The following is a 23,170-nucleotide window of genomic DNA, read 5'->3' on the forward strand; positions in this document are numbered from 1 at the left end:
TCGTGAGCACTTTGGAGCGTCATAGCGCTCCAAAGTGCTCACGAGCCTTCGCTACCCGACCGGATCGGTCTGCCGGACCGGGATCGGGGTGGTCGGCGGGTCGGTGCGGTGCATCAACCGGGACGGCCACCAGGTCGCCCGGCCCAGGAGGGACAGGGCGGCCGGGAGGATCAGGACTCGGATCACGAAGGCGTCCAGCAGGACCGCGACCGCCAGGCTGAAGCCGATCTGCTTCATCTCCGCCAGGTGCAGGAACATGAAGGTGGCGAACACCGTGACCATCACGATCGCCGCGCTGGTCACGACCTTCGCCGACTGCCCGACGCCCTGCAGGACCGCCTGCCGGGTGGGGACGCCGCGCAGCGCGGCCTCCCTGATCCGGCTCACCACGAACATCTGGTAGTCCATCGACAGCCCGAAGAGGATGACGAACAGGAACAGCGGCACCCGCGAACCGATCGCGCTGGTGGCGCTGGGATCGAAGCCGAACAGCGTCGAGGCCAGCCCGAACTGGAAGAAGATCACCAGCAGCCCCATCGACGCCGCCGCGGACAGCAGGTTCAGCGCGACCCCGACCAGCCCGATCACCACCGAGCGGAACACGACCACCGACACCACGAACGTCAGCACCAGCAACGCGGTGATCACCAGCGGCAGCTTGCCGTTCTGGTGGGCCAGGTAGTCGACGTCGTGCGCGACGTCCCCGCTGACCGCGACCTCGACCCCGGGCAGCGCGCGGAAGGCCGCGGGCACGTAGTCGGACCGCAGGTGCGTCAACGACCGGGCCGCCTCCGCCGAGCTCGTCTTGAACGGCACCGGGATCTGCAGCATGCTCACCCGCCCGTCCCACGAGGCCTGCGGCTGCGCAGGTGCCATGAACAGCGGATCGCCCTGGACGCGCCGGCCGAGATCCGCCAGCGCGGCGCGCACCGCCCCGGCATCGGCCGGTGCGGCGCGGACGACGACGCCGTGCCGGGTCCGCAGCTCGGGGAAGGCTGCCGTCATCCGGTCGAAGGTCCGCATCGCGGGGATCTCCCGGGAGTGGCTGTCCTGGTTGAGCACCCGCATCTGCATGCCGAGCACCGGTAGCGAGAGCAGCAGCAGGATTCCCACCGAGACGCACAGCGTGAGCACCGGGCGCTTCGCCGCCGGGCGCAGCATCGCGTCCCAGATCCGTCCACTTCGGACCTTCTTAAGCTTCGCGGGCTTGGCGCGGCGCTCGGCGCGCCGGCTTAGGACCACCAGCAGCGCGGGCAGCGCGGTGACCGAGCTGACCACCGAGACCAGCACTACGGTGATCGTGCCGGTGGCCAGCGACGAGAAGATCACGTCGGCGGCCAGGTAGAGCGTCGCGGCGGAGACGATCACCGCGATGCCGGAGACGACCACGGTCCGCCCGGCGGTCTCGGCAGCCAGGCCGACGATCGCGGCCGAACCCAGTCGGCCGTCCGCCCGCTCACGTTCTTCCCGCTCCCGCTTGAGGTAGAACAGCGCGTAGTCGACGCCGACCGCCATGCCGATCAGCAGGATGATGTTGTTGCCCACGCCCACGTCCGGCACCACGTGCGACACCAGCATCGACAAGCCCATGGCCGCCGCGATCGACGAGAGGGCGAGCAGCAGCGGCACCCCGGCCATCAGGACCGAGCCGAAGACGACCAGCAGCGTGATCAGCGTGACCGGCAAGGTGATCGCCTCGGACAGCGCCAGGTCGTCGCCGCGCTGCTGATCGACCCCCGCGCTGGTGGAGACGTTGCCGGTCTCCGCAACGAGCAACAACGGGTGGCGCTGCTGCACCTGCTCGGTCAACGCGAGCAGCGAATCGATCTGCTCGTCGGCCGCCTCGTCGGGCCCCTTCATGGTCACTTCGACCCGCAGCATCGAGCCGTCCGCCGAACGCACCGGCGGCGCAACGGTTTCCACCGCGGGCAACGCCTCCATCCGGCTCGCCACCTCAGCGGCCGCCGCCTCGGCGCGGGCCTGGTCCAGCGGGCCGGAGCGGGCGGCGATGGTGATCTGCTCGATCGGTTTGCGCTGCAGACCGCCGGCCGCGGCCATCGCGTCGGCGCGCCCTGCCTCGCCGACCCAGTGGTCGGCCACCGTCGCGCTGTTCGTGCCGGCCAGCGAGCCCGCGCCGAGGCAGAGGGCCACGAACACGAACCAGCCGATCAGGGCGCGCACCGGATGCTCCGCGCTCCACCTCGCCACCCTGACGGTCCTCGACTTCCCCACTCGCCCCAGCTCCTCGAATCCTTACGCCTGTAAGAGCAGACTTACAGGTGGAAGATAGCGAGGTCAAACGAGCCGTTCCGAACCGGGCACAGCAAAAAGCGGAAGGACCGAAAACGGCCCTCCCGCTGGGAAAAGCTGCCCGTCAGCCGACGCTGCGCAGCAGCGACTCGACCTCCTTGAGTCGCCCGTTCATCTCGGCGATCTCCTGGCGCAACTCCTGCTGCTCGGCGGTCGCCCGTGCCGCGAACTCGCGGTACTCGGCCATCGCCTCGGCGTCGGCCCGGTGGCGCAGCATCCGGAAGTAGGCGATGAAGCCGATCGTGATGCCGGCGACGATGATCAGGACGATCGCGATGCCGACCACGGCGTTGGTCATTTCCGGGTCCCCTTCCCGTCGTTCGAGCCCGCTTCGTCGCCCGACTCCCGCACCGCCGCGCGGATGGTGGCCACGTCGAGGCGAAATTCGAAGGGACGCAGTTCGAAGTACTTGAGCGCCTTGCCGTCGGCGGACAGCTCCAGGTGTCCCGCGACGAGATCGGCCTTCTCCAGGCGCTCCAGGTGCATGTAGAGCAGCGGCCGGGACATGCCGAGCCGACGCGCGAGCTCGCTCACGTACAGCCGCCCGTCGGCGAGCTCGGCGATGATCCGCAGGCGCTGCGCATGCCCCACGGCACCGAGGAACGCCAGCAGCTCCTCGCTGTCCATCAACCCACCCCGATCCGTCAGCGGATACTTTCGCATGGCAGGTGGGACTGTCATGCAACCAGGGCCGGGTCACCAGGGCGGTCGCCGCTTTCGCGCGAAAACGGCGTTCGCCACGCCTGCGGATGACGTCTTCGCGCGAAAACGCCATCAGGAGCTCAGAGCGCCTCCGGGCCCGGTCAGGGTCACCGGGCCGTGCGTCCGGCGGCGGTCACGAGCAGCGCGGCCAGGGCCAGGGCGGTGGCGAGGAAGAAGGCGCTGGGCGGGGAGACCGCGTCGACCATCCGGCCGCCCAGCAGGGCTCCCAGGGCGATCGCGATGTTGAAGACCGCCACGAACAGCGACGATGCCGCTTCCCTGGCGTGCGGCGCCGCGGCGAGCAGCCAGTTCTGCGTGCTCACCGAAACACCACCGTAGGCGACGCCCCAGACCAGCAGCGCCGCTGTCGCACCGGCGACGCCGAGCGGCAGGCCGAGCGCGAACACCGCCGCCGCGAGCACCGCCGAGATCAGCAGCAGCGTGCGACGCGGATCGCGGGCCGACGCCGCACCACCTGCGAAATTCCCCGCCACTCCGGCCAATCCGTACGCCAGCAGGAGCGCACTGATCAATCCAGCGTCCACAGCGGACACTTGTTCCAGCACGGGCCGCACGTAGGTATAGGCCGCGAAATGCCCGGACACCAGCAGCAGGATGACGAACAGCCCGACCCGCACCGCGCCGCTGCGCAGCAACTGCGGCACGACGCTGAAGCGCATCGGCTTCTCGGCGGGCAACGGCGGCAGCAGCGCCGCGAGCGCAACCGCCACCACCAGCGACACAACGCCCATGACGGCGAACGACGCGCGCCAGCCGCCGAGCTCGCCGATGAACGTCCCCGCCGGAACGCCGAGCACCGAGGCCACCGCGATCCCGCTGAAGATCAGCGACGTCGCAGCGCCCACCGACCGCTCCGGCACCAGCCGCACGGCCAGCCCCGCCGCGATCGCCCACACCCCGCCGATGGACACGCCGACGAGCACCCGAAGCGCGACGAGCAGCGGCAGGTTCGGTGTCATCGCCGAGAGCAGGTTCGCCGAGGCCAGCAAGGCCATCAGCGCGACCAGCACCCACCGCCGGTCCAGCCGCCCGGCGGCGACGGTGAGCAGCGGCGCGGCGAACGCCGCGATCAGGCCGGGCACCGTCATCGTCAGGCCCGCCGCGCCTTCCGACGCGCCGAGCTCCGCGGCGAGCGACGTGAGCAGGCCGACCGGCAGCATCTCGGTGGTGACCACGGAGAACGTCGCCGCGGCGACCGCCGCGACGGCGGGCCAGCCCCGCACCACGGGCGGGGTCGAGGTGTCGGTCGTTGTCATGGTCACAGCCTCGGCGGCCCGCTCACCGGGAACAACGCCGAAGTCCTCATCCTTGGATTAGCTGTGCTCATCGAGCGGAGGAGGGACATGGGCGGCTTGGAGGTGCGGGAGCTGGAGTGCTTCCTGGTGCTCGCCGAGGAACTGCACTTCGGCCGCGCCGGCGAACGCCTCTACGTGTCGCAGAGCCGGGTCAGCCAGCTGCTGCGCTCGCTGGAGAACCGGCTCGGCGCGCGGCTGATCGACCGCACCAACCGCAGAGTCCGCCTCACCGCGCTCGGCGAGCGCTTCCGCGCCGAGCTCCGCCCGGCGTACGACGGCCTCAAGGACGTCGTCGAGAGGACCCGAGCCGAGGCCCGAGGCGTGCAGGGCGTGCTGCGCCTCGGCTTCCAGGGCCAGGTCTCCGAGCCAGTGATGGCCCGGATCGACGCCTTCGAGTCGCGATTTCCCGGCTGCGCCACCGAAATCTCCGAGATCCCGCTGAGCGATCCGTTCGGCGCACTGCGCCGCGGCGAGGTCGACGCGGCGATCGTGCTGCTGCCGGTGCAGGAGCCGGATCTCGTGGTGGGCCCGACGTTCTCGCGCCAGCAGCCGAACATCGCGGTCTCGCTGCGGCACCGCTTCGCCGCCCTGGACTCGGTTTCGGCCGAAGAGCTCGCCGAGTCCGAGCTCATCGCGCCCGCCGAACCGGCGCCGCCCTACTGGCGCGACGCCCAAACGCCGCCGCGCACGCCGAGTGGCCGCCCGATCCCGCGCGCGAGCACGATCACCACCCTGCAGGAAGGCATCACCCGCGCCGCCGCCAACCGCGGCGCGATGCTGCTCTGCCGCCCGTGCGCGATCTCCCACGGCCGCCGGGACATCGCGTTCGTCCCGGTCACCGGCCTGCCGGACTCCGTCCTCGGCCTGGTCTGGCCGCGCGCCGCGGCGACCGCCCGCGTCCTGGCGTTCGCCGACGTCCTCGCCGACGCCTAGCGGCTCGCCAGCTCCCGCGCGACCGCGTTGGCGGTGCGAGCGAAGGCTTGCACCGCTCCGCTGTTGTCGGCCGCTCGCCAGACCAGGCCGTAGCCGACCGGATCGGCGTCCATGAACCGCACGTACGAGACGCCGGGCCTGGCGAAGTAGGTGGCGGTGTGCGCCGCACACAGCAAGGCGCCCTTGCCCGCCGCGACGAGCATCAGCGCTTCCTGCATGTTGGTGACCGCCGGGCCGCGGCCGATCGGGTGGCCGCTCGGCGTGTGCGTCGGCACGTGGTGTTCCAGCAGGTAGTCCGGCAGCGCGCCGTCGATGGTCAGCAGCGGCACCTCGGCGAGGTCCTCCACCGACACGGCGTCCTTGTCGGCCAGCGGGTGATCGGCCGCGATCGCCAGCGTGCGCGGCTCCGTGAACAGGCCCGGGCTCCCGCTCAGATCGTCCTCGCGCACCGGGAACTCCGTCAGCTGCACGTCGAACTCGCCCCTGCGCAGCTGGCCGTACGGGTCCGCCATCGGCACCTCGCAGATCTCCACGGCCAGCTCCGGGTGCTCGGTGTGCATGGCCTCCGCAGCCTTCAACACGATCTCGCCGGCCAGCGGGTTGGAGAAGCCGACGTGCAGCACGCCGTTGATGCTCCGCGCCTTCGACACGGCACGCGCCAGGGCGGCGTCGATCGCGCGGTGGTGCGGTTCGAGGTCGTCGCGGAGCTGGCGGCCGAGCGGGGTGAGCGCGACGCGGCGGCTCGTCCGGGCGAACAGCGGCGCGCCGACGCGGCGTTCGAGGCGCTGCACGAGCTGGCTCACCCTGGCCCGCGACAGGCGCATCCGGTCGGCGGTCCGACCGAAGTGCAGCTCCTCTGCGAGGATCAGGAAGCACTCCAGTTCATCGCGCTCCATGCGCCACCCTCCCTATCGGTAAGCCTGGTTGAACGAACGTCGAGTTCTTCGCCGTTGTTCCCGGCGCGCGGCGGATCGAGGCTGGTGTCATCCGAAATTCCCCACACCTTTGAGGAATCGCAGATGACTGCGCGCAACTGGGGCGTGCTGATGGTCCTGTGCGGGGCGATCTTCTTGGAAGGCATCGACGTCGCGATGCTCAACGTCGCGCTGCCCGCCATCCGCGCCGAACTCGGCATGTCCACCGGTGAACTGCAGTGGGTGATGAGCGCCTACGTCCTCGGCTACGGCGGGTTCATGCTGGTGGGCGGCCGGGCGGCGGACCTGTTCGGGCGTCGCCGGATGTTCATCGGCTGGCTCGCCGTCTTCCTGCTCTTCTCCGGCCTGGGCGGGCTCGCCTCCGATGGCTGGATGTTGATCGTCGCCCGATTCGTGACGGGTGTCGCCGCCGCCTTCATGACGCCCGCCGGGCTGTCCATCATCACCACGAGCTTCGAGGAAGGCCCGCAACGCAACAGAGCCCTGCTCGTCTACTCCGGTACGGCGGCGGGCGGGTTCTCCATCGGCCTGGTCGTCGGCGGACTGCTCACCGCGATCGGCTGGCGGTGGGTGTTCTTCGCGCCGGTCGCGATGTCGTTCCTCATCCTCGTCGGCGCGCTCACCCTGGTGCCCGAGTCACCGCAGCCGGAGCGTCGCGCCGGACGCGTCGACGTGGCCGGCGGCGTCGCCATCACCGCCGCCATCGTGCTGCTCGTCCTCGGCGTCGAACGCGCCACGCACACCAGCATCGAATCGACGCTGATCACATTCGCGGCGGGCGGCGCCCTGCTGGCCGCGTTCGTCGCCGTCGAACGCCGCGCCACCGCGCCGCTGGTGCGGCTGGGCATCTTCCGCAGCGCTTCTCTGCTGCGCACCAACGCCATCGGAATGCTGCTGTTCAGCGGATTCTTTGGCTTCCAGTTCATGGTGGTGCTGTACCTGCAGGAGCTGCGCGGCTGGTCGACGCTGCAGACCAGCTTCGCGCTGATCGCGCTCGGCCTCGACGCGGTGCTCGCGCCCACCCTCACGCCCTGGCTGGTCCGGCGGTTCGGCAACGCCCGGCTGATCTTCGGCGGCATGCTGCTCTCCGCGCTCGGGTACGCGATGTTCCTGCCGCTCGGCGTGGACTGGACGTACGCCGCGATGGCGCCGAGCCTGATCATGCTCGGCGTGGGTTTGGCGCTCGTGTACGGCCCGCTGACGATCGTCGCCACCGACGGCGTCGAAGACTCCGAGCAGGGCCTCGCCGGCGGCCTGCTCTACACCTCGTTCCAGTTCGGCGCGGCGCTCGGCCTCGCCGGGGCCGCCGCAGTCAACGTCGCCGCGCCCGGAACGCCGCTCGACGGCTTCCGCGCGGCGCTCGCCGTCCCCTTCGCCGCGGCCCTGATCGCCACCTCGATCAGCGCCTTCAGCCTCAGGACCGGCAGGCGCCGGGAACCGATCCCGGCGTGAGCAGCGACGGCGCCCCGGTCAGCAGGTGTCCGACCGGGGCCCCCGCACCTTCCCCCCAAGTGGCAGGTGGAGTCTTTCGCGTGCGAGGCCGGCGGCGGAAGAGATCTTCGATGCGGCTTCGCGACGGATTGATAGCCTCACGGCTATGGCGAGGCTGGGCGGTTCGGAGTACCCGAGCATCCAGCAGATCCGGTTGTTCTTGCTCCTGGCGGAAGAACTGCACTTCGGCCGCGCCGCGACCCGCGCGTTCATGGCCCAGCCCACGTTCTCCCGGCACATCAAGACGCTGGAACGCGACCTCGGGGTGGCCCTGGTCGACCGGACCTCCCCCCGAGTGGCGCTGAGCGCCGCCGGGGAGGCGATGCTGGAACGGATGCGGGCGGTCGTGGGCGCGATGCAGGAGCTGCGCCGAGAGGCCGACGCGCAGGCCGGCTCCGGGCGGATCGTGATCGGCTCGTTCGAGGCGATCACCTCGCTGCCGCCGATTCCGGCGATCCTGGACGAACTCCGGCGCCGCCTGCCGCGGCTGGACGTCCAGGTGTTGCGCACCGGATTCGATGCCACCGAAGCCGTTTCGCGCGGCGACGTGGACGCGGCGTTCCTGTTCCTGCCGGTCCCGAACGGCATCCGGGCGCTTCCGCTGGACAGCGGCCCGCGGTGCGCGGCGATGCCCGCCGACGACCCGCTGGCCGCCGAGGGTCCGCTGGCGCTGGCCGACCTCGCCGACCGGGAGCACATCGGCTGGTCGGACCGGATTCCCAAGGTGTACCAGGACTTCTGGGCCGTCGACCCGCGCCCGGGCGGCGGTCCCGCCCGGTACAGCTCGCACGCGATGGGCGACTTCGAGAGCGGCCTGCAGGTGATCGCCATGGGCGGCGGGCTGCTCTTCCCACCGGCGGTCGGCCGGGAGCTGTACCCGCGACCGGGAGTGTCCTATGTGGAGGTCACCGACCTGGAGCCGTGGACGTCCGCGCTGGTCTGGATGCCCGCCAACCACGACAAGCCGTTCGTCGCCGCCCTGCGGAAGGCGGCGCGGGCGGTCCTGTCCCGCACGTGCGGTTGACGGTCGTGCTCAGGCCCCGACGACCCCGTCGATGCCCTCCCGCAGGAAATCGGCGTGGCCGTTGTGCCTGGCGTACTCGTGGATGAGGTGCAGCATCACCAACCGCAGCGACACGTCTTTGCCCCACCTCGGCTGGGGCGCGGTCACGTCGAGCGAATCGGCGGCGGCCTCGATCCGGCGCGAGTGCTCAACCTCCTCCTGCCACGCGTCGAACGCCTCCGAGCGCGTGGCCGCGCTCGCGTCGTAGGCGGCCTGGAAGTCGCCGTCGTCCGACCACACCAGGGGAATGTCCTCCCGGTTGATCACCCGCCGGAACCAGGTGCGCTCCACCTCGGCCATGTGCCGCACCAGGCCGAGCAGCGAGAGCGTCGAAGGCGGCATCGACTGCCGCCGCAGGTCGGCGTCGGACAGCCCCTCGCACTTCACGGCCAGGGTGGCCCGGTGGAAGTCGAGGTAGGCCCGCAACATCTCCCGCTCACCACCGACAACCGGCGGATCGATCCGCTCCACCACCGCAACCCCCTCCGTTCGCCGAACGTCCCCAGCTTTCCCGCCCCGACGGGCGAAGTCGAACGAATAACCGGGCTCGCCGGCACTCGTGAGCGCTTTGGACTGCCGTAGCGCTCCAAACCGCTCACGAGCAGGAACGCTCCGCCTGTCGCCTCACGGGCGTGCCATCGGCAGCGGTGGCGTGCCGGTGACGGACATGACGACGGAGTAGAGCGCGGTGTCGGCGGCGATGAACATGCGGTTCCGCTTGGCGCCGCCGAAGCGGATGTTGGCGACGACGTCGGGGACCAGGAGGCGGCCGACGAGCGTGCCGTCCGGGTCGTAGCAGTGCACGCCGCCGTCCATGGCGGCGGCCCAGAGCCGGCCGCCGTCGTCGAAGCGGATGTTGTCGAAGTTGCCGATCGTGCACTCGGTGAAGACGTCGCCGCCGGTGAGGGTGCCGTTGTCGTGGACGTCGAAGACCCGGATGTGGTTGGCCCGGCTGTCCGAGACGAACAGCCGGCTCTCGTCGGGGGAGAAGACCAGGCCGTTGGGTCCGCGGAAGCCGTCGGCGACCAGGCGCACCTCGCCGCTCGCGGTGTCTGCGCGGTAGACGTTGCACGCGCCTATCTCGCTCTCGGCGCGGTGCCCCTCGTAGTCGGTGATGATCCCGAAGTCGGGGTCGGAGAACCAGATCGAGCCGTCGGACTTCACGGCGGCGTCGTTCGGGCTGTTGAACCTCTTGCCCTGGAAGCGGTCGGCGATCACGGTGATCGAGCCGTCGTGCTCGGTGCGGGTGACGCGGCGGTTGCCCTGCTCGCAGGTGACGAGGCGGCCCTCGCCGTCCAAGGTGTTGCCGTTGGGGTGACCGGCGGGCGAGCGGAAGACGCCGACTTCGCCGGTGGTCTCGTCCCAGCGGAGCAGGCGATCGTTGGGGATGTCGCTCCACACCAGGTACCGCCCGGCCGGGACGTAGACGGGCCCCTCGGCCCAGCGACAGCCTTCGAAGAGGGTCTCCAGCTTCGAGTCGCCCGCGTGACACATGCCCGTGCGGAACCGGTCATCGAGGATCTCGTACAACTGCGGTCGCTCGCCGAGCATGCTGCCACCCTCACCATCGAACCGAATGTTGATCTGACTGACTCAGACTATGCAGAATGAGATTCGGCATATCAAGATGTTCACTGAAGGAGATCCATTGGACGACGTCGATCGGCAGTTGCTCGCCATCCTCCAGCAGGACGCCTTGAGGCCGTATGCGGAGCTCGGGCAGGCCGTTGGGCTGTCCGCAGGGGCAACGCACGAACGCGTGCGCAAGCTGCGTGAGCGAGGCGTCATTCGCCGGACGACCATCGAAGTCGATCCCGCAGCGATCGGGCGGGGCGTGCTCGCCTTCGTGATGGTGGACTCGACGAAGTGGGTGGGCGACTCCGGCGACCAGTTCTCGGCCATTCCGGAGATCCAGGAAGCGCACGTCATCGCGGGCAGCGCCTCGATCCTGGTCAAGGTCAGGACTTCGACGACGGAGCAACTCCAGGACGTGCTGCGTCGCATGTACGCGATCGAAGGAGTCAGCGGCACGCAGGCCACCGTCGTGCTCGAGACCTTCTTCGAGCGCCCCGTCGCCCCGTAGCACGGTTCGTCGGAGAACCGCAGTCCGGTGAGCCGTCCTGCGGTTCTTCGGGCGGCTCAGCGCGGCCGCGCGAACTCCGCCCGCACCACGTCCGGAAGCCGCTGCCGGCCGGTCAGGAGCGCGCCCGCAGACCGGTCGTCCAGGAGGTGGCAGCCGGTCGCGTTGATCCCGTTCACGCCCGCGGAAACCACCACGAAGCCCTGCCGGGCGGGATCTTCGCCGTCATCATCTGCCTTCCGGCCGCTGCCAGTGCACATGCTCGCCGCCACGTGTCAGGCACCTGGCGCGAGGAAGCGATAGCCGGAGACCGGTAAGCCCGGTTGAACGAACGTCGAGATCTTCGCCGTTGTTCGCCCGCACGCCGCGGCAGATCGTGGTGATACCAGGTTTTTTCCAACGAGAACGAGGAATTCAGATGCGTGCGCGTGACTGGGGAGTGCTCTTCGCCATGTGCGGGGCGATCTTCCTGGAAGGCATCGACGTGGCGATGCTCAACGTGGCCCTCCCCGCCATCAGGGCCGAACTCGGGATGTCCACCGGCGAACTGCAGTGGGTGATGAGCGCCTACGTCCTCGGCTACGGCGGATTCATGCTGGTCGGCGGCCGGGCCGCCGACCTCTTCGGACGGCGGCAGATGTTCGTCTTCTGGCTGGCCGTCTTCCTGCTCTTCTCCGGCCTCGGCGGACTCGCCTCCGAAGGCTGGATGCTGATCGTCGCCCGATTCGTCACCGGCGTCGCGGCGGCCTTCATGACCCCGGCCGGGCTGTCCATCATCACCACCAGCTTCGAAGAAGGCCCGCAACGCAACAAAGCCCTGCTGATCTACTCCGGCACCGCGGCCGGTGGTTTCTCCATCGGCCTGGTCGTCGGCGGACTGCTCACCTCCATCCACTGGCGGTGGGTGTTCTTCGCCCCGGTCGCGATGTCGTTGCTGATCCTCATTGCCGCGCTCACCCTGGTGCCCAAGTCACGGCGCCCCGAACGGACCGGCCAGCGCATCGACCTGGCCGGCGGCATCACCATCACCGCCGCCATCGTGCTGCTCGTCCTCGGCGTCGAACGCGCCACGCACACCGGAATCGGCTGGACGCTGGGCACGTTCGCCGCGGGGCTGGCCTTCCTCGCCGCCTTCATCGCCATCGAACGCCGAGTCGCCGCGCCGCTCGTCCGGCTGGGCATCTTCCGCTCCGGGGCGGTGGTCCGCGCCAACGCCATCGGGGTGCTCTTCGTCGGCGCGTTCTTCGGATTCCAGTTCCTCGTGGTGCTGTACCTGCAGGAGCTGCGCGGCTGGTCGACGTTGCAGACCAGCTTCGCGATGATCGTCATCGGCCTCGACGCCGTCCTATCGCCCACGCTCACCCCCAAGCTGGTCAACCGGTTCGGCAATGCCCGGGTGACCTTCGGCGGGCTGCTGCTCGCGGCGCTGGCGTACGCGCTGTTCCTGCCGGTCGGCGCGGACTGGACGTACCTGATGATGCTCCCCGGCCTGATCCTGCTCAGCCTCGCGTTCTCACTGGTGTACGGCCCGCTCACCATCGTCGCGACCGACGGGATCGACGAGGCCGACCAAGGCCTGGCGGGCGGTCTCCTCTACACGTCGTTCCAGTTCGGTGCCGCGCTCGGGCTGTCGACCGTGACGGCCGTCAACATCGCCGCCACGGCCTCCGGGACTCCGGCCGCGATGCTCGACGGTTACCACGCGGCCCTCGTCGTTCCGCTCGCGGCCGCGCTGATCGCCGGCCTCATCAGCGCATTCGGGCTGCGGCCCCGCAAGCGTCCGGCGACCGAGCTGGGCGACGACAAGATCCTCGCCACGCACAGGAGCCCGTCATGACCACCAGGACCAGCGACTTCGCGGACCTCCAGGACACGTTCAACAGCTACATCCGCGACATCAAGTACGCCACGATGATCACCGTCGACAGCAGGCACCGCCCCCGGGCCAGGGTCCTGCTCCCGGTCTGGGAAGTCGTCGACGGGCAACCGGTCGGCTGGCTCGCGGCCTACAAGACCCCGATCAAAACGGCGCACCTCGCGAACAACCCGCACACGATGTACTCGTACTGGAACCCGCGCCAGAACGCGGTCTTCGTGGACAGCACGTCGGCCTGGGCGGACGACGAGGAGTCCAAGCTCCACGCCTGGAACGTGTACGTGGGAGGAGGCCCGCGAGGAGTGGGCTACGACCCGATCCACTACTGGCGAGGAGGCCCGGAAGACCCGGAGTACGCGGTGATCCGAATAACCCCCTGGCGAATCCAACTGGTCCGAGGAACAGACCTCCACAGCACGATCTGGCAACCAGAGAAAACCAGCTGAACCAAGCGCCCAAGCACGGTCGGCTCGCCCGAACCCGGCGAGCCGACCACGGGCGTCGAGCTATCCGGTCCGCCCGCCCAAAGAGATCAGTGCGCTTCTTGACCGGAAACGCCCTTAGGCGTCGTTCGGCGGCAGTCCGGGTCAGGGCTGGTACCGCGCGACGATCTTGATGACCTGACCGCTCTCATCGAACCAGATCTTGGCCGACTGGTTGCCCTGCTGGACGAAGTCGTCCAAGGCGATCGGCACCACCCCCAGCCCCTCCGAGTCGAGCTGGGGCTCAGCGGTCGGCTCAGCCCCTTCGAACGGGCTGAGCAACTCAACATCCGCAGCCAACGCAGCCACCAGAGTGGGCCCGCCAGCGCTCACCGGATGAGGTGCCCCCATGGAGGAGTCATCCCACTTGCCTTCGACGTAGGAGACCATCCAGCCCCCATTGTTCTCAGCGAACTCCAGATCAACAGCAATGTCGACGGCGTGGATGCCCGAGGCCACGACACCCATCTCGGAGTTGGCCGCACCCCCGGCACTCGCGACACCCACCGCCGGCCCGGGCGGGGTCGATGCCGACTGCCCAGCCAGGGACGTGCACCCACTCACCAACACCGCCGCGGCCAGCAACCCACCGGGAATCAGAACGGCCATACGACTGATCTTGCGCATCTGTCTCTCCTGCAACCAGGTAGTTTTTCGGCTCTTTGATCACACAGACGTGCCGGAACCGCGACGGTTGTCAGCGGTCGGCAAAAACGATCACCCACCCCAAACCCACTGCCTGAACGGGCATCGCGGGTGCCCGGAGAGTCAGGATCGTGGGGAACGGCCGGCCGACCGCGGCCACACCGCGGTTCTTCACGATCTCCTGGCGCGCCATCCACGCAAGGACCGCCGTGACCGCGGCGTCGATTTTCCTTTTGCTGTCGCGGGTTTCCTTACCGATGCCGATGTGGTCGTACTTCGTCAACCGCCGCGAAACGACCCCGCTCATCCACGGCGAACCAGTTCAAAAGAAAAAGGCGCTTGCTCCCGGGTGAACCGCCAGGGCTGCCCGGCGTTCTCCCCATCGGGCTGCCTCAGAAAGTCCGCCGTCCAGGCGAGAAGTTCCCAGCCAAGCGTGCGTTCCGGCACCTCCTGGAGGCCGATCAGAACCGGCGCAAACGTAGAGTCATCAAGAGCTGTCACGGGCAATCACCTCCCCTCGCCATCACGACACGTACAGCGCGACCCTGGAAAAGTCCGGCAACACCCTGGAAGGAAACACATTCGTGCCCATTTGGGCAGATTCGTACACACCTGTAGAGAAGTTGATCTTGCCGGGATACCCTTCCCATGCGGCCGCACAAATAGTGACTCGACATTGAAAACCTGAAACGGAGAAAGTCATGGCTTTGGCGAAGATTCTCAAGCGAGCAAGTCTTTCGGCTATGGCTGTCGGAGTCCTGGCATCGGGCGCCGCGCTGGGCCTCACGGCGCCCGCTTCGGCCGCCGGCGCCGGTTCACTTACCGTGTGCTCGAAGGGCAACTACGCGTCCTACGTGGAGTTCCCTTCGCGGGGCGGGATGACAACGACCATCGTGAACGCTGGTGAGTGCCGCGACTTCAACAACTTGGGCTCCAGCAACAATGTCGAGCAGATCAACGTTTTCGGCATCCAGGGCCCGTCCACGTTCTGGATCCAGAGCGGCAGCTTCCGTGCGTCCAAGGGCGGAAACGTCCACACGTACGGGTCCTCGGCCGACGCCTGGGCGATGACTCCGCAGGTCTGACCCAAAATCTCAGCCGGGGAATCAGACCAATAAAAGTCCTGTGGCGCACCGCGTCACAGGACTTTTGCTGCGTGCCCACACGAAATGAGCGCTGCTCGTCATGCCTGCCATCGAGTGCGTCACATCTTCGGAGAGCCGCCCAGCTGCTTGCGGTACTCCTCCAACGCTGACACCCCCGTGCTCGGCGCCGCCTGCTCCCGCTCGATCTCCACTCGCACCCGGCGCCGCGCGCCGTCGGTCACAAGCAGATCGCTCATCGCCGACACCAGCGCAGCGAACATCTGGCTACTCGGCCGCGACGACTCGATGAACCTGTTCATCGCCATGGCCCGAACCCGGGGGCAGCGGGATGTTGAGGTTGGCGCCGATCCCCTCACCGGTTCCGTTCTCGTGCAGCCGAGTCCGCGGGGAAGAGCTGGTCCTGATGCAGACTGACGGCCAGCACGTTCGGGTCCGCGCAGAAGATGTCCTGCGTGCCGTTGCCGTGATGGACGTCGAAGTCGACGACCGCGACCCGTGGAATCCGATCGTCAAGGCGACAGGTCTTGTAGGCGTGACACCGCACGACCTGCGACACACCTACGCGTCCTGGCTCGTTCAGGACGGAGTGTCGATCAAAACCTTGTCCGTGCTGCTGGGCCACGCCTCGGTAGCGACCACGGAGCGTTACGCACATCTGGCGGACACGCAGTGGGACCAGGTGCGCGCCGTCCTCGGCCAGCCACCCGAGATCTCGAAATCGGAGCCGGAGCCTGCTCCATATCTGCTCCACGAAAACGACACTGCGGCGGGAGCCGAGATCATCGATCTCTTCTCCCGCCGCAGGTCAGCGGGTTGACCGCTGCGGAGCCGCCTAAGGGAATCGAACCCTTGACCTACGCATTACGAGTGCGTCGCTCTAGCCGACTGAGCTAAGGCGGCGTTGCGTGGTCAAGTGTAGCTGGCCCGGACCCGAGGGCGTTCTCGACCCCCACCGGTCCACACCCTCCAGGTTTGCCCTGGTCAGCGCCCTAGCTGGGCAGCTCCGATGCTCCGGCTTCGGCGGGAAGCCACCTCTTGCCGGGCGCTCTCGTCAACTTCTTCCGTCACCTCGTCGGCTTCGACTCGTTGGATCGGCAGTGATTCCTGTCACTCGACCGGGAGGTCGCCGGATGCGGGCGTTTCGCCGCTTCAGCACGTGTTCCGCCGTGGGGTTGGCACTGGCCGGGTTGTCCCTGCCTGCCGCCTTCGCGCAGAGCACGCCGCCGACCACGCCGATCCCCGCGCCCGAGAACCCCGGGCAGCCTCCGGCGTCCGAGCCGACCCCGGTTCCCGGTCCGATCGTCGCCGACGCCGGCACCATGGTCGGGATCGTGCGCATCCTGCCGGACACCGTGCCGACCGACTCCGTCATCGACGATCCCGAGTTCGAGGAGCAGCTGCCCAAGCAGTCCGTGGCCGAGGCAGGGATGGGCCGGGCGATCGCGCAGGCGAACTCCACCGCTTTCTTCGCCCACGAGCGGGCCATCGCCGAAGCCTCGCCGTTCGGCGTGGCGCTGTTCGGCAAGACGCCGCAGCTGCCGACCGGGCTGGCGCAGACCGCGCTGCCCGATCACGCCGCGCCGACCAGCGGCGGGCTCCCCATGCCCGCGTCGCCGGCGGATCAGCTGGTCAAGCTCGGCGGCTTGGACGGCAGCGTGCATGCGCGCTGGGACGAGCAGGTCGGGCCGTGCGTGTCGCCGATCGCCGATGCCCAGATGTCGCTGGGCAGCGCTTCGGCGGTCAACGCGCTGCCCGGCGGGCTGTCGCTGGACGGGCTCCTGAGCGGAGCACCTACCGCGGACGGCACCGGGTCCTTGCTGCACGTGCCGGACGTCGTCAACGCGCATTCCAACGTGCAGCTGGTGTCCGTCGCCGGGCAGACCGGTAAGGCCGTGCAGTCGACCTCGACGCTGCAGGTTGCGAGCGTTCGACTGTTCGCCGGAACCTCCCAGGAGATCCGCGTCGACGTCGTCGGCGAGCCCCGACTGATCGCCACGGCCACCGGCGCCCCCTCGACGTCCACTGTGGACTACCAGGCGCCGGTGCTGCGGGTCAGCCAGGGCGGCAAGGAACTCGGCGTGCTCGATGCGGCGCATCCGGACCTGGACCTACCGCTGCCCGGGCTGGGCCGGCGGATCGTGGACGCCGGTGTGCTGCGGATGAGCGTCGGGGAGCTCCGGCACGACGTCGTCGGAACCGAGGTCCGGGCGGCGGCGAAGCTCTTCGACCTGCAGCTGCTGCGCGGCCACCCGGTGGGGCTGCCGACTTCGCTGGTGCAGATCACCTTCGGCGAGCAGATCGTCCGCGCCGGCGCTCCGGCCGGCGGCGTGGACTGCGACGGCTCGGCGGCGGTCGCGCCGCCGGCCGGGACCGGCCCGTCGGCCCACCTCCCGGACGTTCCGCCGCTCGCCCTGACCAGCAGCTCGTACTACGTGATCCCGCTTGAGCGACGCCGGAAGTCCCAATTTTAGGCGAAATTGGACGGCTCACGCGACCGAAGCTCCGATTTCAGGGTCCGTTCCAGAACCAGACGTGGGCACGCATGAGGCCCGACAGCCTGGCACCCAGCCCGGCCCGACGAACGGTTCAGACAGCGGAGCGATCGGTGGCTGGGCCGAGGCGCGCCGGCGTGGCGTGCTGGGCTCGGTAGGCACGGCCGAGGTGGGCTTGGAGCCGGGCGTGCCGGAACTGGTAGACGGCGCCGGCCTGGCGTAGCACTCCTCGGCGGTACGCGTCCTCCAGGAAAGCCGTCACCTGCCAGGGAAGCCGACCCGTCACCGGCAGCCAGACGCGTGCCAGGAGAACCCACTGCCCCCAGGCGGTGAACGCCGCGGCGTAGGCGATCGCTCCGCTGATCCCGCCCACGGCGCCGACGATGAGCCCGTCGAGCAGCGGCCAGCTGAGCGGGCCCAGCGAACCCTGGAGGAGATCGACGACCAGCCGTCCGCCGACGGCGATCAGGAGCACGGCCAGGGGCGCGAACAGCGCGGTCTGGCGCACCACCGCCGAACGGTTCGCGGCCAGCATGCCCATCGGGGTGGCGGCGGAGTTGATGTCGAGGGGCGTCTCCAGCACGGACACGAGCGCGAGCCCCGTCCCGAGCGCCAGGCCGAAGATGAGCCCGAACACGAGGAAGTTGACGAGCGTCAGCTTGACCGCCACGTCGTCCGGGAACGGTGACTCGCTGCGGACCGTGCGCATGAACGTGCTCACGGGCGCGTACCCGAGCGCCACCACGAACCCGCCCAACAGCCCGGCCCCGAACCTGATGCCCGCGGTGCGGGCGCGTCGGCCGGTTCGCCCGCTCCGGCCCAGCAACCGCACCTGCATCCGGGACGGCTCGAATCCGACCCCGCCGTACACGACCAGGAGCCCGTACAGCAGCCCGAAGGCCAGCCCGAGTTCGGCCCCGGTCAGCAGTCCGTCGACCATCGCCAACCCGATTCCGTACTGCATCGCGTTGGAGGACAGGACGACGAGCGCATCGACGACGGCGGTGACCAACGCGGACGCCAGCACGACGGCGAGGATGCGCGACGAGCGACGCAGCGAGGTGCCGAGCAGCCACCACTTGAGATCGCCGGTGTCGAGACGATCCAGGTGGTTGGCGAGGTAGCCCAGCCAGTGCCGGACCCGGTCCGGATCCCAGTCCCGGCGCCCGGTGGACGGCCGCGGGCGGTAGACGGCGGGCACGAAGCTGGCCAGCAGGTGGTCTTCGAGGGCCTCCGGCGTCGGGAACCGGGTGGTGTCCAGCAGGATCGCCGGATCCGCTCCGGACTCGCTGTAGACGGTTCGGGCGAGGCCGACCATCAGCGGCGTGCTCAGCACCGCGGCGAGGTTGGCGCTCGCCTCGCTGTCCGGGCGTTCGCGCAGCTCGTCCAGGACGGAATCCCAGGCGGTGCCCCGACGCGTGGTGCGCGGCAGGTAGTTGATCAGGTCGGCGCGGCCGAGTTCGACCAGCTCGACGCCGGCGGCTCCGGCCAGGGCGGTCGCCTCGACGGCCGCGGCGAACTCGCCGGGGCGGCTGGTCAGCAGCAGCGGCAGCGACGTGGTGTTGAGTGCTTCCACCGCGCTCTGGTGCAGGCCGTGGGCGATCTCGTCGAACCCGTCGAGAACCGGCAGCACACGGCCGGTTTCGACCAGCGCGGCGGCCAGCGTCGACCCGCCGGGGGCGCTCGCGACCAGGCCCGGGTAGTCGCGGAGGAGCTGGTCGATCAGCCAGTCCCGCAGCGCGGTGACCGCCGGGTCCCACGATCCGACGCTGAAGACCACCGGCACCGGGTCGGCGCCGTCGCGCGTCCGCAGGTAGTCCAGGGTGAAGCGCAGCGCCAGGATCGTCTTCCCGGATCCGGCGCGCCCCAGCACCACCAACCGGCCGGACGGGATTCGCCGGTAGACGTCCGCGATCTCGGTCAGGTCGCCGGTCAGATCCAGCGGATCCGCCGTGGATCCGGGCGGAACGCGGTGGATGTTGTCGGAATGGTCGGTCAGGTCCGCGGACACCGGCTGCCACCGCACCGGCAGTGGGAACGGGTCGTGGATCCGGCGCTGCTCCTCCTCGCGCCGCCAGCGGGCGGCGACCACCTGCGCGAGTTGATCGGCGGCTTCGGTCAGCGCATCGCGCGGCACGAGAGGCTCCGCCGCCTCCCGAGTCTCGGCGGCGTCCTCGGCCGGAACGTCGCCGACTTCGGCCAGCAGTTCCCGGCGCTTGTCCGGCGCGAGGTCCAGTGCGTCTGCCAACAGCTTCACGGTGCCGATGCGGGGATCGGTGGGCGAGTTGTTCTCCAGCCGGCGGATGGTCCGCACGCCGACTCCGGATCGCTCCGCCAGCTGCTCCTGCGTCAATCCCGCCTGACGTCGCAGCTGACGCAGTAGCGGACCGAACCGGCTCGTCACTTCGGCGCCTCTCGAGTCGGGCATGTCCTGGCTCGGGGACCTTAGCGCGAACAACGGGCGGACCGGCCGTATTTGGCCGGTTCGTGCCCTGGCCCGCTGACCAGCGCGAACAACATGATCTGCAGTGCTGGCCGGAACCTGGCGGCCGGCGCTCGCCGAGGCGGCGAGGTCAGCCTTCGACAGGGGAACCGCATGACCCGTTTCCGGAAATCGCTGTGGTGGGCCGTCGCGATGGCGGCCGGCCTGGCCGCGGCATCGACTCCCATCGCCACCGCCGAGACCGAACCGCCGCGCCTCGACGACGGTTTCGGCCTGACGGTCGTCCGCCAGCCCGAGTGGGTCGACGACGCCCAGCGGACGTTCGTCTTCTCCGTGACCTCCGACCAGGTTCCGAACCCCACGCTGCTGCCGGGCCAGACCGCGGGGCAACACGACATCATGGTCACCCTGCCCGAGGGCTACGGCGGCAACGCCGACCGCTACCCGGTGCTGTACTCGCTGCACGGCAATCCCGACCGGGCGAACACCCAGGTCAACCAGCAGATCACCGAGCAGGCGACCAAGGACGCGCCGCTGATCACGGTGCACCCCAACGGGGTTCGCAGCTGGTACTCGAACTGGGTGAACCCCGGCGGGCTGGGCCCGCAGAACTGGGAGAACTTCCACCTCGACCAGGTCATCCCGCTGATCGACGCGAACCTGCGGACCATCCCCGACAGGGAGGGCCGCGCCATCGTCGGCCACTCGATGGGCGGGTTCGGCGCGTTCCACTACGCCGAGCACCGGCCGGAGCTGTTCAGCTACGTCGGCAGCTTCTCCGGCGGCCTCGACCTGCTCAACCAGGCCCAGCGGGCGGCGGTGATCGGCACCGAGCTGCTGCCGGATTCGGGCACGCCGACCGTCGCGGCCGACGCGATCTTCGGCTCGCCGGTCTGGCCCCTCGACGTGGTGTGGAACGCGCAGAGCCCCGCCCAGCACGTCGAGTCGCTGCGCGGCATGGGCGTGGCCATGTACACCGGCAACGGCGGCGACCTGACCGTCAACCCGCCCCAAGCCATCGTCGAGAGCGTGGCCAGGGACACCAACCTGGTGACCGCGGCGAACCTGAACACCGCCGGAATCCCGCACTACTTCGCGGATTACGGCGACGGCAGCACGTGGGCGCCGGGCTGCACCGGGAAGCACGCCTCGGTGCCCTGCCTGCAGAAGGACATGGACCACTACGTCTCGCTGATCATGCAACGCCTTCAGCACCCCTGATGACCGGGGGTCTGGTCGGTCGGGCGGCGGGGAGGCGTCCGACCGACCAGCGCATCACGGGGGGAACGGCATGGCCGACGACGAATTCCGTTACTGGTGCGAGGAATGCGACTACCGGACGCCCTGGCTCACCGAGTCGGCGGGAGCCGAGGAGCAGATCGAGCACTACGACCACCACCATCCGGGCACGCCGCCCGGCGGCCGCGTCGAGCTCCGCGCGAAGAAGACCGACGGTGCCGGATGCCTCGTGGTGCTGGGAATCCTGTTCCTGCTCCTGCTGGCGACGTTCACGTTCCGGTACTGGCCATGACGGGCCCGCCGTTCGTCCTGCGCCACGTCCTTCGAGCCGTCCTGGCGGGGCAGCGCGCACCTGACCAGGTTCTACCAGGCACTCGACCGCATCGAACCCGGAACGTCCACTGTGGAATCAGCCGGTGTAGAGGGTGGCTAGCATGGCCTCCACCGCGATGATGGGCTTCACGTTCTGGGTCAGCGCGAGGCGGCATTCCAGGACCGCGTCGAGGCGGTGCAGCGCCGATTCCGACGTCCACTCCCCGGCCGCCTTCGCCACCGAGCGCTCGAAATCCGGGTGGTTGAGCGGCGCCGTCGAACCCGTGCGCACCACCAGCACGTCCCGGTAGAAGCCCGCCAGGTCGACCAGCGCCAGGTCCAGCGCGTCGCGCTGGGAACGGGTGGCGCGGGATTTCTGGCGCTTCTCAAGCTCTTTCAGCGCCGCGTTCGCGCCGCGGGTCGCCGACGCCGTGCCCTTGCCGGTGCCGCCCGCGCCCATCGCGGTCTTCAGCTCTTCCTTCTCAGCCTCGTTGCGGTCCTCGTTCGCGGTGACCGCTTCCGTCTCGGCCAGCTTCACCAGCCCGGTGGCGGCCGTGAACACGTCCGAGAACCGGCGCAGCCCCATCGGGATCCGCAGCACCGATTCGCGCCGCTCCCGCGCCTCCTCGTCGGTCGCCAGCCGCCGCGCCCGGCCGATGTGCCCGCCGCACACCGACGACGCCCACTGCGCGAGCTCCGCGTCCACGCCGTCGCGCTCGTGCAGCACCTCTGCGATCGCGCCGGCCAACGGCGTGCGCAGCTGCACCACGCGGCACCGGGAGCGGATCGTGACGGACACGTCTTCGGGGTGATCGGACGGCGCGCACAACAGGAACACGGTCCTCGGCGGCGGCTCCTCCACCGCCTTGAGCAGCGCGTTCGCCGCACCCTCGGTGAGGCGGTCGGAATCTTCGATCAGCACGATGCGCCACTGGCCGGTGGTCGGACGCCGCGCCGCGGCCTGCACGAGAGCCCGCATCTCCGCGACCGAGATCGACAGTCCTTCGGGCGCCACCAGCCGAACGTCGGCGTGCGTGCCGTGCAGCACCGTCCGGCACGCCGGGCAGTGCCCGCAGCCCGGCTGCTCGGTATCGGAGCACTCCAAAGCGGCGGCGAAAGCGCGAGCCGCGATCGACCGGCCCGAACCGGGCGGCCCGGTGAACAGCCATGCGTGGGTCATCGAACCCGGCGGAACCGGCTCGCCCCGCACCTGGCGATGAGCAGCGCGCGCGGCCGTGTAGAGCGTCCGCACCGCGTCGGGCTGTCCGACGACCTCCGCCCACACCCCGGTGCCGGGCACGTCCGGAGCGTCGGTTTGCATCACGTCGCCTCCAGTACTTCGCGAACACCCAGACTGTACGGGGCGGCACCGACCGGCCTGCGGTCAACCGGAGAACCCTTCGAGAACCCGGCGCAGCACCGCCAGGGCGACGAGCACCGCGACGGCCAACACGATCAGGAAGCCCACGACCGCACCCGGCGTGCGGCGCGGCCTCTCCCCCGGCGGCTCAAGACGAGGTGTCTGGGGGCTGGCCGTCGGAGCGCGACGGCGTCGAATCGGCCTGCGCACGTCCTCCGCCGTTGTAGGCGGCGTCCAGGGTTGCGGCGGCGCGGCCCGCTGCTGTGGCACCGCGAACGTGCCGAACAGGGCATCCTGACGAACCGGCCAGGGCGGCAACGGCTGCGTGCCGTCGAGACCGTGCAAGGCATCCCGCATGTCCGCCTCCCCGGGGCTTCCGATAACC

The 23,170-nt window shown here is 69.6% G+C and carries 27 protein-coding genes and 1 tRNA gene; 11 read left to right on the forward strand and 17 right to left on the reverse strand.

Annotated elements, in window-relative coordinates; genetic code table 11:
• Positions 1-51: 51 nt before the first annotated feature.
• From BLW84_RS21945 to BLW84_RS21960, 4 genes are all read right to left on the reverse strand, one after another.
• Entirely contained in the window at positions 52-2,208 is a 2,157-nt protein-coding gene (locus BLW84_RS21945) for an MMPL family transporter (RefSeq protein ID WP_093268055.1), read from the reverse strand.
• A gap of 166 nt (positions 2,209-2,374) precedes the next feature.
• Positions 2,375-2,608, reverse strand: a complete 234-nt coding sequence (locus BLW84_RS21950; protein WP_093268057.1) for a hypothetical protein — start codon at positions 2,606-2,608, stop codon at positions 2,375-2,377.
• Positions 2,605-2,937 (reverse strand): ArsR/SmtB family transcription factor, encoded by a 333-nt coding sequence (locus BLW84_RS21955; protein WP_093268060.1) that lies wholly within the window; start codon positions 2,935-2,937, stop codon positions 2,605-2,607. Before BLW84_RS21955 ends, BLW84_RS21950 begins: the two co-directional genes overlap by 4 nt.
• 182 nt (positions 2,938-3,119) lie before the next feature.
• Positions 3,120-4,289 carry an MFS transporter gene (locus BLW84_RS21960; protein WP_093268062.1) on the reverse strand — a complete coding sequence of 390 codons (1,170 nt, stop codon included), beginning with the start codon at positions 4,287-4,289 and terminating at the stop codon, positions 3,120-3,122.
• An 87-nt stretch (positions 4,290-4,376) separates the two neighbouring features.
• On the opposite strand from BLW84_RS21960, the gene BLW84_RS21965 reads away from it, so the two are divergent.
• A complete protein-coding gene (locus BLW84_RS21965; protein ID WP_093268065.1) occupies positions 4,377-5,261 on the forward strand; it encodes a LysR family transcriptional regulator in 885 nt (294 codons plus the stop codon).
• On the opposite strand, the gene BLW84_RS21970 is transcribed toward BLW84_RS21965, so the two are convergent.
• Entirely contained in the window at positions 5,258-6,157 is a 900-nt protein-coding gene (locus tag BLW84_RS21970) for a LysR family transcriptional regulator (protein ID WP_093268067.1), read from the reverse strand. The two genes, BLW84_RS21965 and BLW84_RS21970, sit on opposite strands and share 4 nt — an antisense overlap.
• 123 nt (positions 6,158-6,280) lie before the next feature.
• On the opposite strand from BLW84_RS21970, the gene BLW84_RS21975 reads away from it, so the two are divergent.
• Positions 6,281-7,648 (forward strand): MFS transporter, encoded by a 1,368-nt coding sequence (locus tag BLW84_RS21975; RefSeq protein ID WP_093268070.1) that lies wholly within the window; start codon positions 6,281-6,283, stop codon positions 7,646-7,648.
• Between the two features lie 145 nt (positions 7,649-7,793).
• A complete protein-coding gene (locus tag BLW84_RS21980) occupies positions 7,794-8,711 on the forward strand; it encodes a LysR family transcriptional regulator (protein ID WP_093268073.1) in 918 nt (305 codons plus the stop codon).
• A gap of 9 nt (positions 8,712-8,720) precedes the next feature.
• Here BLW84_RS21980 and BLW84_RS21985 read toward each other — a convergent pair whose 3' ends face one another.
• Both BLW84_RS21985 and BLW84_RS21990 read right to left on the reverse strand, forming a co-directional pair.
• Positions 8,721-9,179 carry a DinB family protein gene (locus tag BLW84_RS21985; RefSeq protein WP_093268163.1) on the reverse strand — a complete coding sequence of 153 codons (459 nt, stop codon included), beginning with the start codon at positions 9,177-9,179 and terminating at the stop codon, positions 8,721-8,723.
• A gap of 195 nt (positions 9,180-9,374) precedes the next feature.
• Complete coding sequence (locus tag BLW84_RS21990) at positions 9,375-10,301, reverse strand: SMP-30/gluconolactonase/LRE family protein (RefSeq protein WP_093268075.1); 927 nt, start codon at positions 10,299-10,301, stop codon at positions 9,375-9,377.
• Positions 10,302-10,398: 97 nt separating this feature from the next.
• Between BLW84_RS21990 and BLW84_RS21995 the strand changes: the two genes are divergently transcribed.
• Complete coding sequence (locus BLW84_RS21995) at positions 10,399-10,833, forward strand: Lrp/AsnC family transcriptional regulator (RefSeq protein WP_093268078.1); 435 nt, start codon at positions 10,399-10,401, stop codon at positions 10,831-10,833.
• 56 nt (positions 10,834-10,889) lie between these two features.
• Here the strand turns inward: BLW84_RS21995 and BLW84_RS22000 are convergent, their stop codons facing one another.
• Positions 10,890-11,090 carry a hypothetical protein gene (locus tag BLW84_RS22000; RefSeq protein WP_143061046.1) on the reverse strand — a complete coding sequence of 67 codons (201 nt, stop codon included), beginning with the start codon at positions 11,088-11,090 and terminating at the stop codon, positions 10,890-10,892.
• 158 nt (positions 11,091-11,248) lie between these two features.
• Here BLW84_RS22000 and BLW84_RS22005 point away from each other — a divergent pair, with 158 nt between their 5' ends.
• Both BLW84_RS22005 and BLW84_RS22010 read left to right on the forward strand, forming a co-directional pair.
• Positions 11,249-12,667: an MFS transporter gene (locus tag BLW84_RS22005; protein WP_093268083.1), complete on the forward strand. Its 1,419-nt coding sequence runs from the start codon at positions 11,249-11,251 to the stop codon at positions 12,665-12,667.
• The gene (locus BLW84_RS22010) at positions 12,664-13,152 is read left to right on the forward strand and encodes a pyridoxamine 5'-phosphate oxidase family protein (RefSeq protein ID WP_093268085.1); all 489 of its coding nucleotides are present in this window, start codon (positions 12,664-12,666) and stop codon (positions 13,150-13,152) included. The genes BLW84_RS22005 and BLW84_RS22010 overlap by 4 nt, the downstream gene beginning before the upstream one ends.
• Before the next feature lie 141 nt (positions 13,153-13,293).
• Here the strand turns inward: BLW84_RS22010 and BLW84_RS22015 are convergent, their stop codons facing one another.
• The 3 genes from BLW84_RS22015 to BLW84_RS46375 all read right to left on the reverse strand — a co-directional run bounded on the left by BLW84_RS22015 (position 13,294) and on the right by BLW84_RS46375 (position 14,334).
• A complete protein-coding gene (locus BLW84_RS22015; protein WP_093268088.1) occupies positions 13,294-13,815 on the reverse strand; it encodes a hypothetical protein in 522 nt (173 codons plus the stop codon).
• 70 nt (positions 13,816-13,885) lie between these two features.
• The gene (locus BLW84_RS22020) at positions 13,886-14,116 is read right to left on the reverse strand and encodes a hypothetical protein (RefSeq protein WP_143061047.1); all 231 of its coding nucleotides are present in this window, start codon (positions 14,114-14,116) and stop codon (positions 13,886-13,888) included.
• A gap of 20 nt (positions 14,117-14,136) precedes the next feature.
• A complete protein-coding gene (locus BLW84_RS46375; protein WP_143061048.1) occupies positions 14,137-14,334 on the reverse strand; it encodes a hypothetical protein in 198 nt (65 codons plus the stop codon).
• A gap of 200 nt (positions 14,335-14,534) precedes the next feature.
• On the opposite strand from BLW84_RS46375, the gene BLW84_RS22025 reads away from it, so the two are divergent.
• Positions 14,535-14,918, forward strand: a complete 384-nt coding sequence (locus tag BLW84_RS22025; RefSeq protein ID WP_143061049.1) for a hypothetical protein — start codon at positions 14,535-14,537, stop codon at positions 14,916-14,918.
• Positions 14,919-15,037: 119 nt separating this feature from the next.
• Here the strand turns inward: BLW84_RS22025 and BLW84_RS22030 are convergent, their stop codons facing one another.
• Complete coding sequence (locus BLW84_RS22030; RefSeq protein ID WP_093268096.1) at positions 15,038-15,244, reverse strand: phage terminase small subunit; 207 nt, start codon at positions 15,242-15,244, stop codon at positions 15,038-15,040.
• 47 nt (positions 15,245-15,291) lie between these two features.
• Entirely contained in the window at positions 15,292-15,495 is a 204-nt protein-coding gene (locus tag BLW84_RS50145; RefSeq protein ID WP_342743167.1) for a hypothetical protein, read from the reverse strand.
• Between BLW84_RS50145 and BLW84_RS49225 the strand changes: the two genes are divergently transcribed.
• Positions 15,406-15,756: a tyrosine-type recombinase/integrase gene (locus tag BLW84_RS49225; protein ID WP_342743168.1), complete on the forward strand. Its 351-nt coding sequence runs from the start codon at positions 15,406-15,408 to the stop codon at positions 15,754-15,756. The two genes, BLW84_RS50145 and BLW84_RS49225, sit on opposite strands and share 90 nt — an antisense overlap.
• A 9-nt stretch (positions 15,757-15,765) precedes the next feature.
• Here the strand turns inward: BLW84_RS49225 and BLW84_RS22040 are convergent.
• A tRNA-Thr gene (locus BLW84_RS22040) sits at positions 15,766-15,839 on the reverse strand.
• A gap of 266 nt (positions 15,840-16,105) precedes the next feature.
• On the opposite strand from BLW84_RS22040, the gene BLW84_RS22045 reads away from it, so the two are divergent.
• Positions 16,106-17,410 (forward strand): hypothetical protein, encoded by a 1,305-nt coding sequence (locus BLW84_RS22045; RefSeq protein ID WP_093268098.1) that lies wholly within the window; start codon positions 16,106-16,108, stop codon positions 17,408-17,410.
• Positions 17,411-17,525: 115 nt separating this feature from the next.
• Here the strand turns inward: BLW84_RS22045 and BLW84_RS22050 are convergent, their stop codons facing one another.
• The gene (locus BLW84_RS22050; RefSeq protein WP_093268101.1) at positions 17,526-19,859 is read right to left on the reverse strand and encodes a helix-turn-helix domain-containing protein; all 2,334 of its coding nucleotides are present in this window, start codon (positions 19,857-19,859) and stop codon (positions 17,526-17,528) included.
• 168 nt (positions 19,860-20,027) lie between these two features.
• Between BLW84_RS22050 and BLW84_RS22055 the strand changes: the two genes are divergently transcribed.
• Both BLW84_RS22055 and BLW84_RS22060 read left to right on the forward strand, forming a co-directional pair.
• Entirely contained in the window at positions 20,028-21,095 is a 1,068-nt protein-coding gene (locus BLW84_RS22055) for an alpha/beta hydrolase (protein ID WP_093268103.1), read from the forward strand.
• Positions 21,096-21,165: 70 nt separating this feature from the next.
• Entirely contained in the window at positions 21,166-21,405 is a 240-nt protein-coding gene (locus BLW84_RS22060; RefSeq protein WP_093268106.1) for a hypothetical protein, read from the forward strand.
• A gap of 117 nt (positions 21,406-21,522) precedes the next feature.
• On the opposite strand, the gene BLW84_RS22065 is transcribed toward BLW84_RS22060, so the two are convergent.
• Together BLW84_RS22065 and BLW84_RS46380 are read right to left on the reverse strand one after the other, a co-directional pair.
• A complete protein-coding gene (locus tag BLW84_RS22065) occupies positions 21,523-22,746 on the reverse strand; it encodes a DNA polymerase III subunit delta' (protein ID WP_093268165.1) in 1,224 nt (407 codons plus the stop codon).
• A 63-nt stretch (positions 22,747-22,809) separates the two neighbouring features.
• Positions 22,810-23,142 (reverse strand): hypothetical protein, encoded by a 333-nt coding sequence (locus BLW84_RS46380; RefSeq protein WP_143061050.1) that lies wholly within the window; start codon positions 23,140-23,142, stop codon positions 22,810-22,812.
• Positions 23,143-23,170: the final 28 nt, after the last annotated feature.

The sequence above is a fragment of the Saccharopolyspora shandongensis genome (genome assembly GCF_900106995.1).
GTDB lineage: Bacteria > Actinomycetota > Actinomycetes > Mycobacteriales > Pseudonocardiaceae > Saccharopolyspora > Saccharopolyspora shandongensis.

What these genes read in the sequence shown, in the direction of transcription:
- BLW84_RS22030 (WP_093268096.1), bottom strand. Translation starts at nt 15,244, where the DNA reads ATGGCGATGAACAGGTTCATCGAGTCGTCGCGGCCGAGTAGCCAGATG.
- BLW84_RS46380 (WP_143061050.1), bottom strand. Translation starts at nt 23,142, where the DNA reads ATGCGGGATGCCTTGCACGGTCTCGACGGCACGCAGCCGTTGCCGCCC.
- BLW84_RS21990 (WP_093268075.1), bottom strand. Translation starts at nt 10,301, where the DNA reads ATGCTCGGCGAGCGACCGCAGTTGTACGAGATCCTCGATGACCGGTTC.
- BLW84_RS21980 (WP_093268073.1), top strand. Translation starts at nt 7,794, where the DNA reads ATGGCGAGGCTGGGCGGTTCGGAGTACCCGAGCATCCAGCAGATCCGG.
- BLW84_RS22050 (WP_093268101.1), bottom strand. Translation starts at nt 19,859, where the DNA reads ATGCCCGACTCGAGAGGCGCCGAAGTGACGAGCCGGTTCGGTCCGCTA.
- BLW84_RS21975 (WP_093268070.1), top strand. Translation starts at nt 6,281, where the DNA reads ATGACTGCGCGCAACTGGGGCGTGCTGATGGTCCTGTGCGGGGCGATC.
- BLW84_RS22025 (WP_143061049.1), top strand. Translation starts at nt 14,535, where the DNA reads ATGGCTTTGGCGAAGATTCTCAAGCGAGCAAGTCTTTCGGCTATGGCT.
- BLW84_RS21955 (WP_093268060.1), bottom strand. Translation starts at nt 2,937, where the DNA reads ATGGACAGCGAGGAGCTGCTGGCGTTCCTCGGTGCCGTGGGGCATGCG.
- BLW84_RS22060 (WP_093268106.1), top strand. Translation starts at nt 21,166, where the DNA reads ATGGCCGACGACGAATTCCGTTACTGGTGCGAGGAATGCGACTACCGG.
- BLW84_RS22065 (WP_093268165.1), bottom strand. Translation starts at nt 22,746, where the DNA reads ATGCAAACCGACGCTCCGGACGTGCCCGGCACCGGGGTGTGGGCGGAG.
- BLW84_RS49225 (WP_342743168.1), top strand. Translation starts at nt 15,406, where the DNA reads ATGGACGTCGAAGTCGACGACCGCGACCCGTGGAATCCGATCGTCAAG.
- BLW84_RS22015 (WP_093268088.1), bottom strand. Translation starts at nt 13,815, where the DNA reads ATGCGCAAGATCAGTCGTATGGCCGTTCTGATTCCCGGTGGGTTGCTG.
- BLW84_RS21985 (WP_093268163.1), bottom strand. Translation starts at nt 9,179, where the DNA reads ATGTTGCGGGCCTACCTCGACTTCCACCGGGCCACCCTGGCCGTGAAG.
- BLW84_RS22005 (WP_093268083.1), top strand. Translation starts at nt 11,249, where the DNA reads ATGCGTGCGCGTGACTGGGGAGTGCTCTTCGCCATGTGCGGGGCGATC.
- BLW84_RS21965 (WP_093268065.1), top strand. Translation starts at nt 4,377, where the DNA reads ATGGGCGGCTTGGAGGTGCGGGAGCTGGAGTGCTTCCTGGTGCTCGCC.
- BLW84_RS22000 (WP_143061046.1), bottom strand. Translation starts at nt 11,090, where the DNA reads ATGTGCACTGGCAGCGGCCGGAAGGCAGATGATGACGGCGAAGATCCC.
- BLW84_RS21970 (WP_093268067.1), bottom strand. Translation starts at nt 6,157, where the DNA reads ATGGAGCGCGATGAACTGGAGTGCTTCCTGATCCTCGCAGAGGAGCTG.
- BLW84_RS22055 (WP_093268103.1), top strand. Translation starts at nt 20,028, where the DNA reads ATGACCCGTTTCCGGAAATCGCTGTGGTGGGCCGTCGCGATGGCGGCC.
- BLW84_RS22010 (WP_093268085.1), top strand. Translation starts at nt 12,664, where the DNA reads ATGACCACCAGGACCAGCGACTTCGCGGACCTCCAGGACACGTTCAAC.
- BLW84_RS21960 (WP_093268062.1), bottom strand. Translation starts at nt 4,289, where the DNA reads ATGACAACGACCGACACCTCGACCCCGCCCGTGGTGCGGGGCTGGCCC.
- BLW84_RS21950 (WP_093268057.1), bottom strand. Translation starts at nt 2,608, where the DNA reads ATGACCAACGCCGTGGTCGGCATCGCGATCGTCCTGATCATCGTCGCC.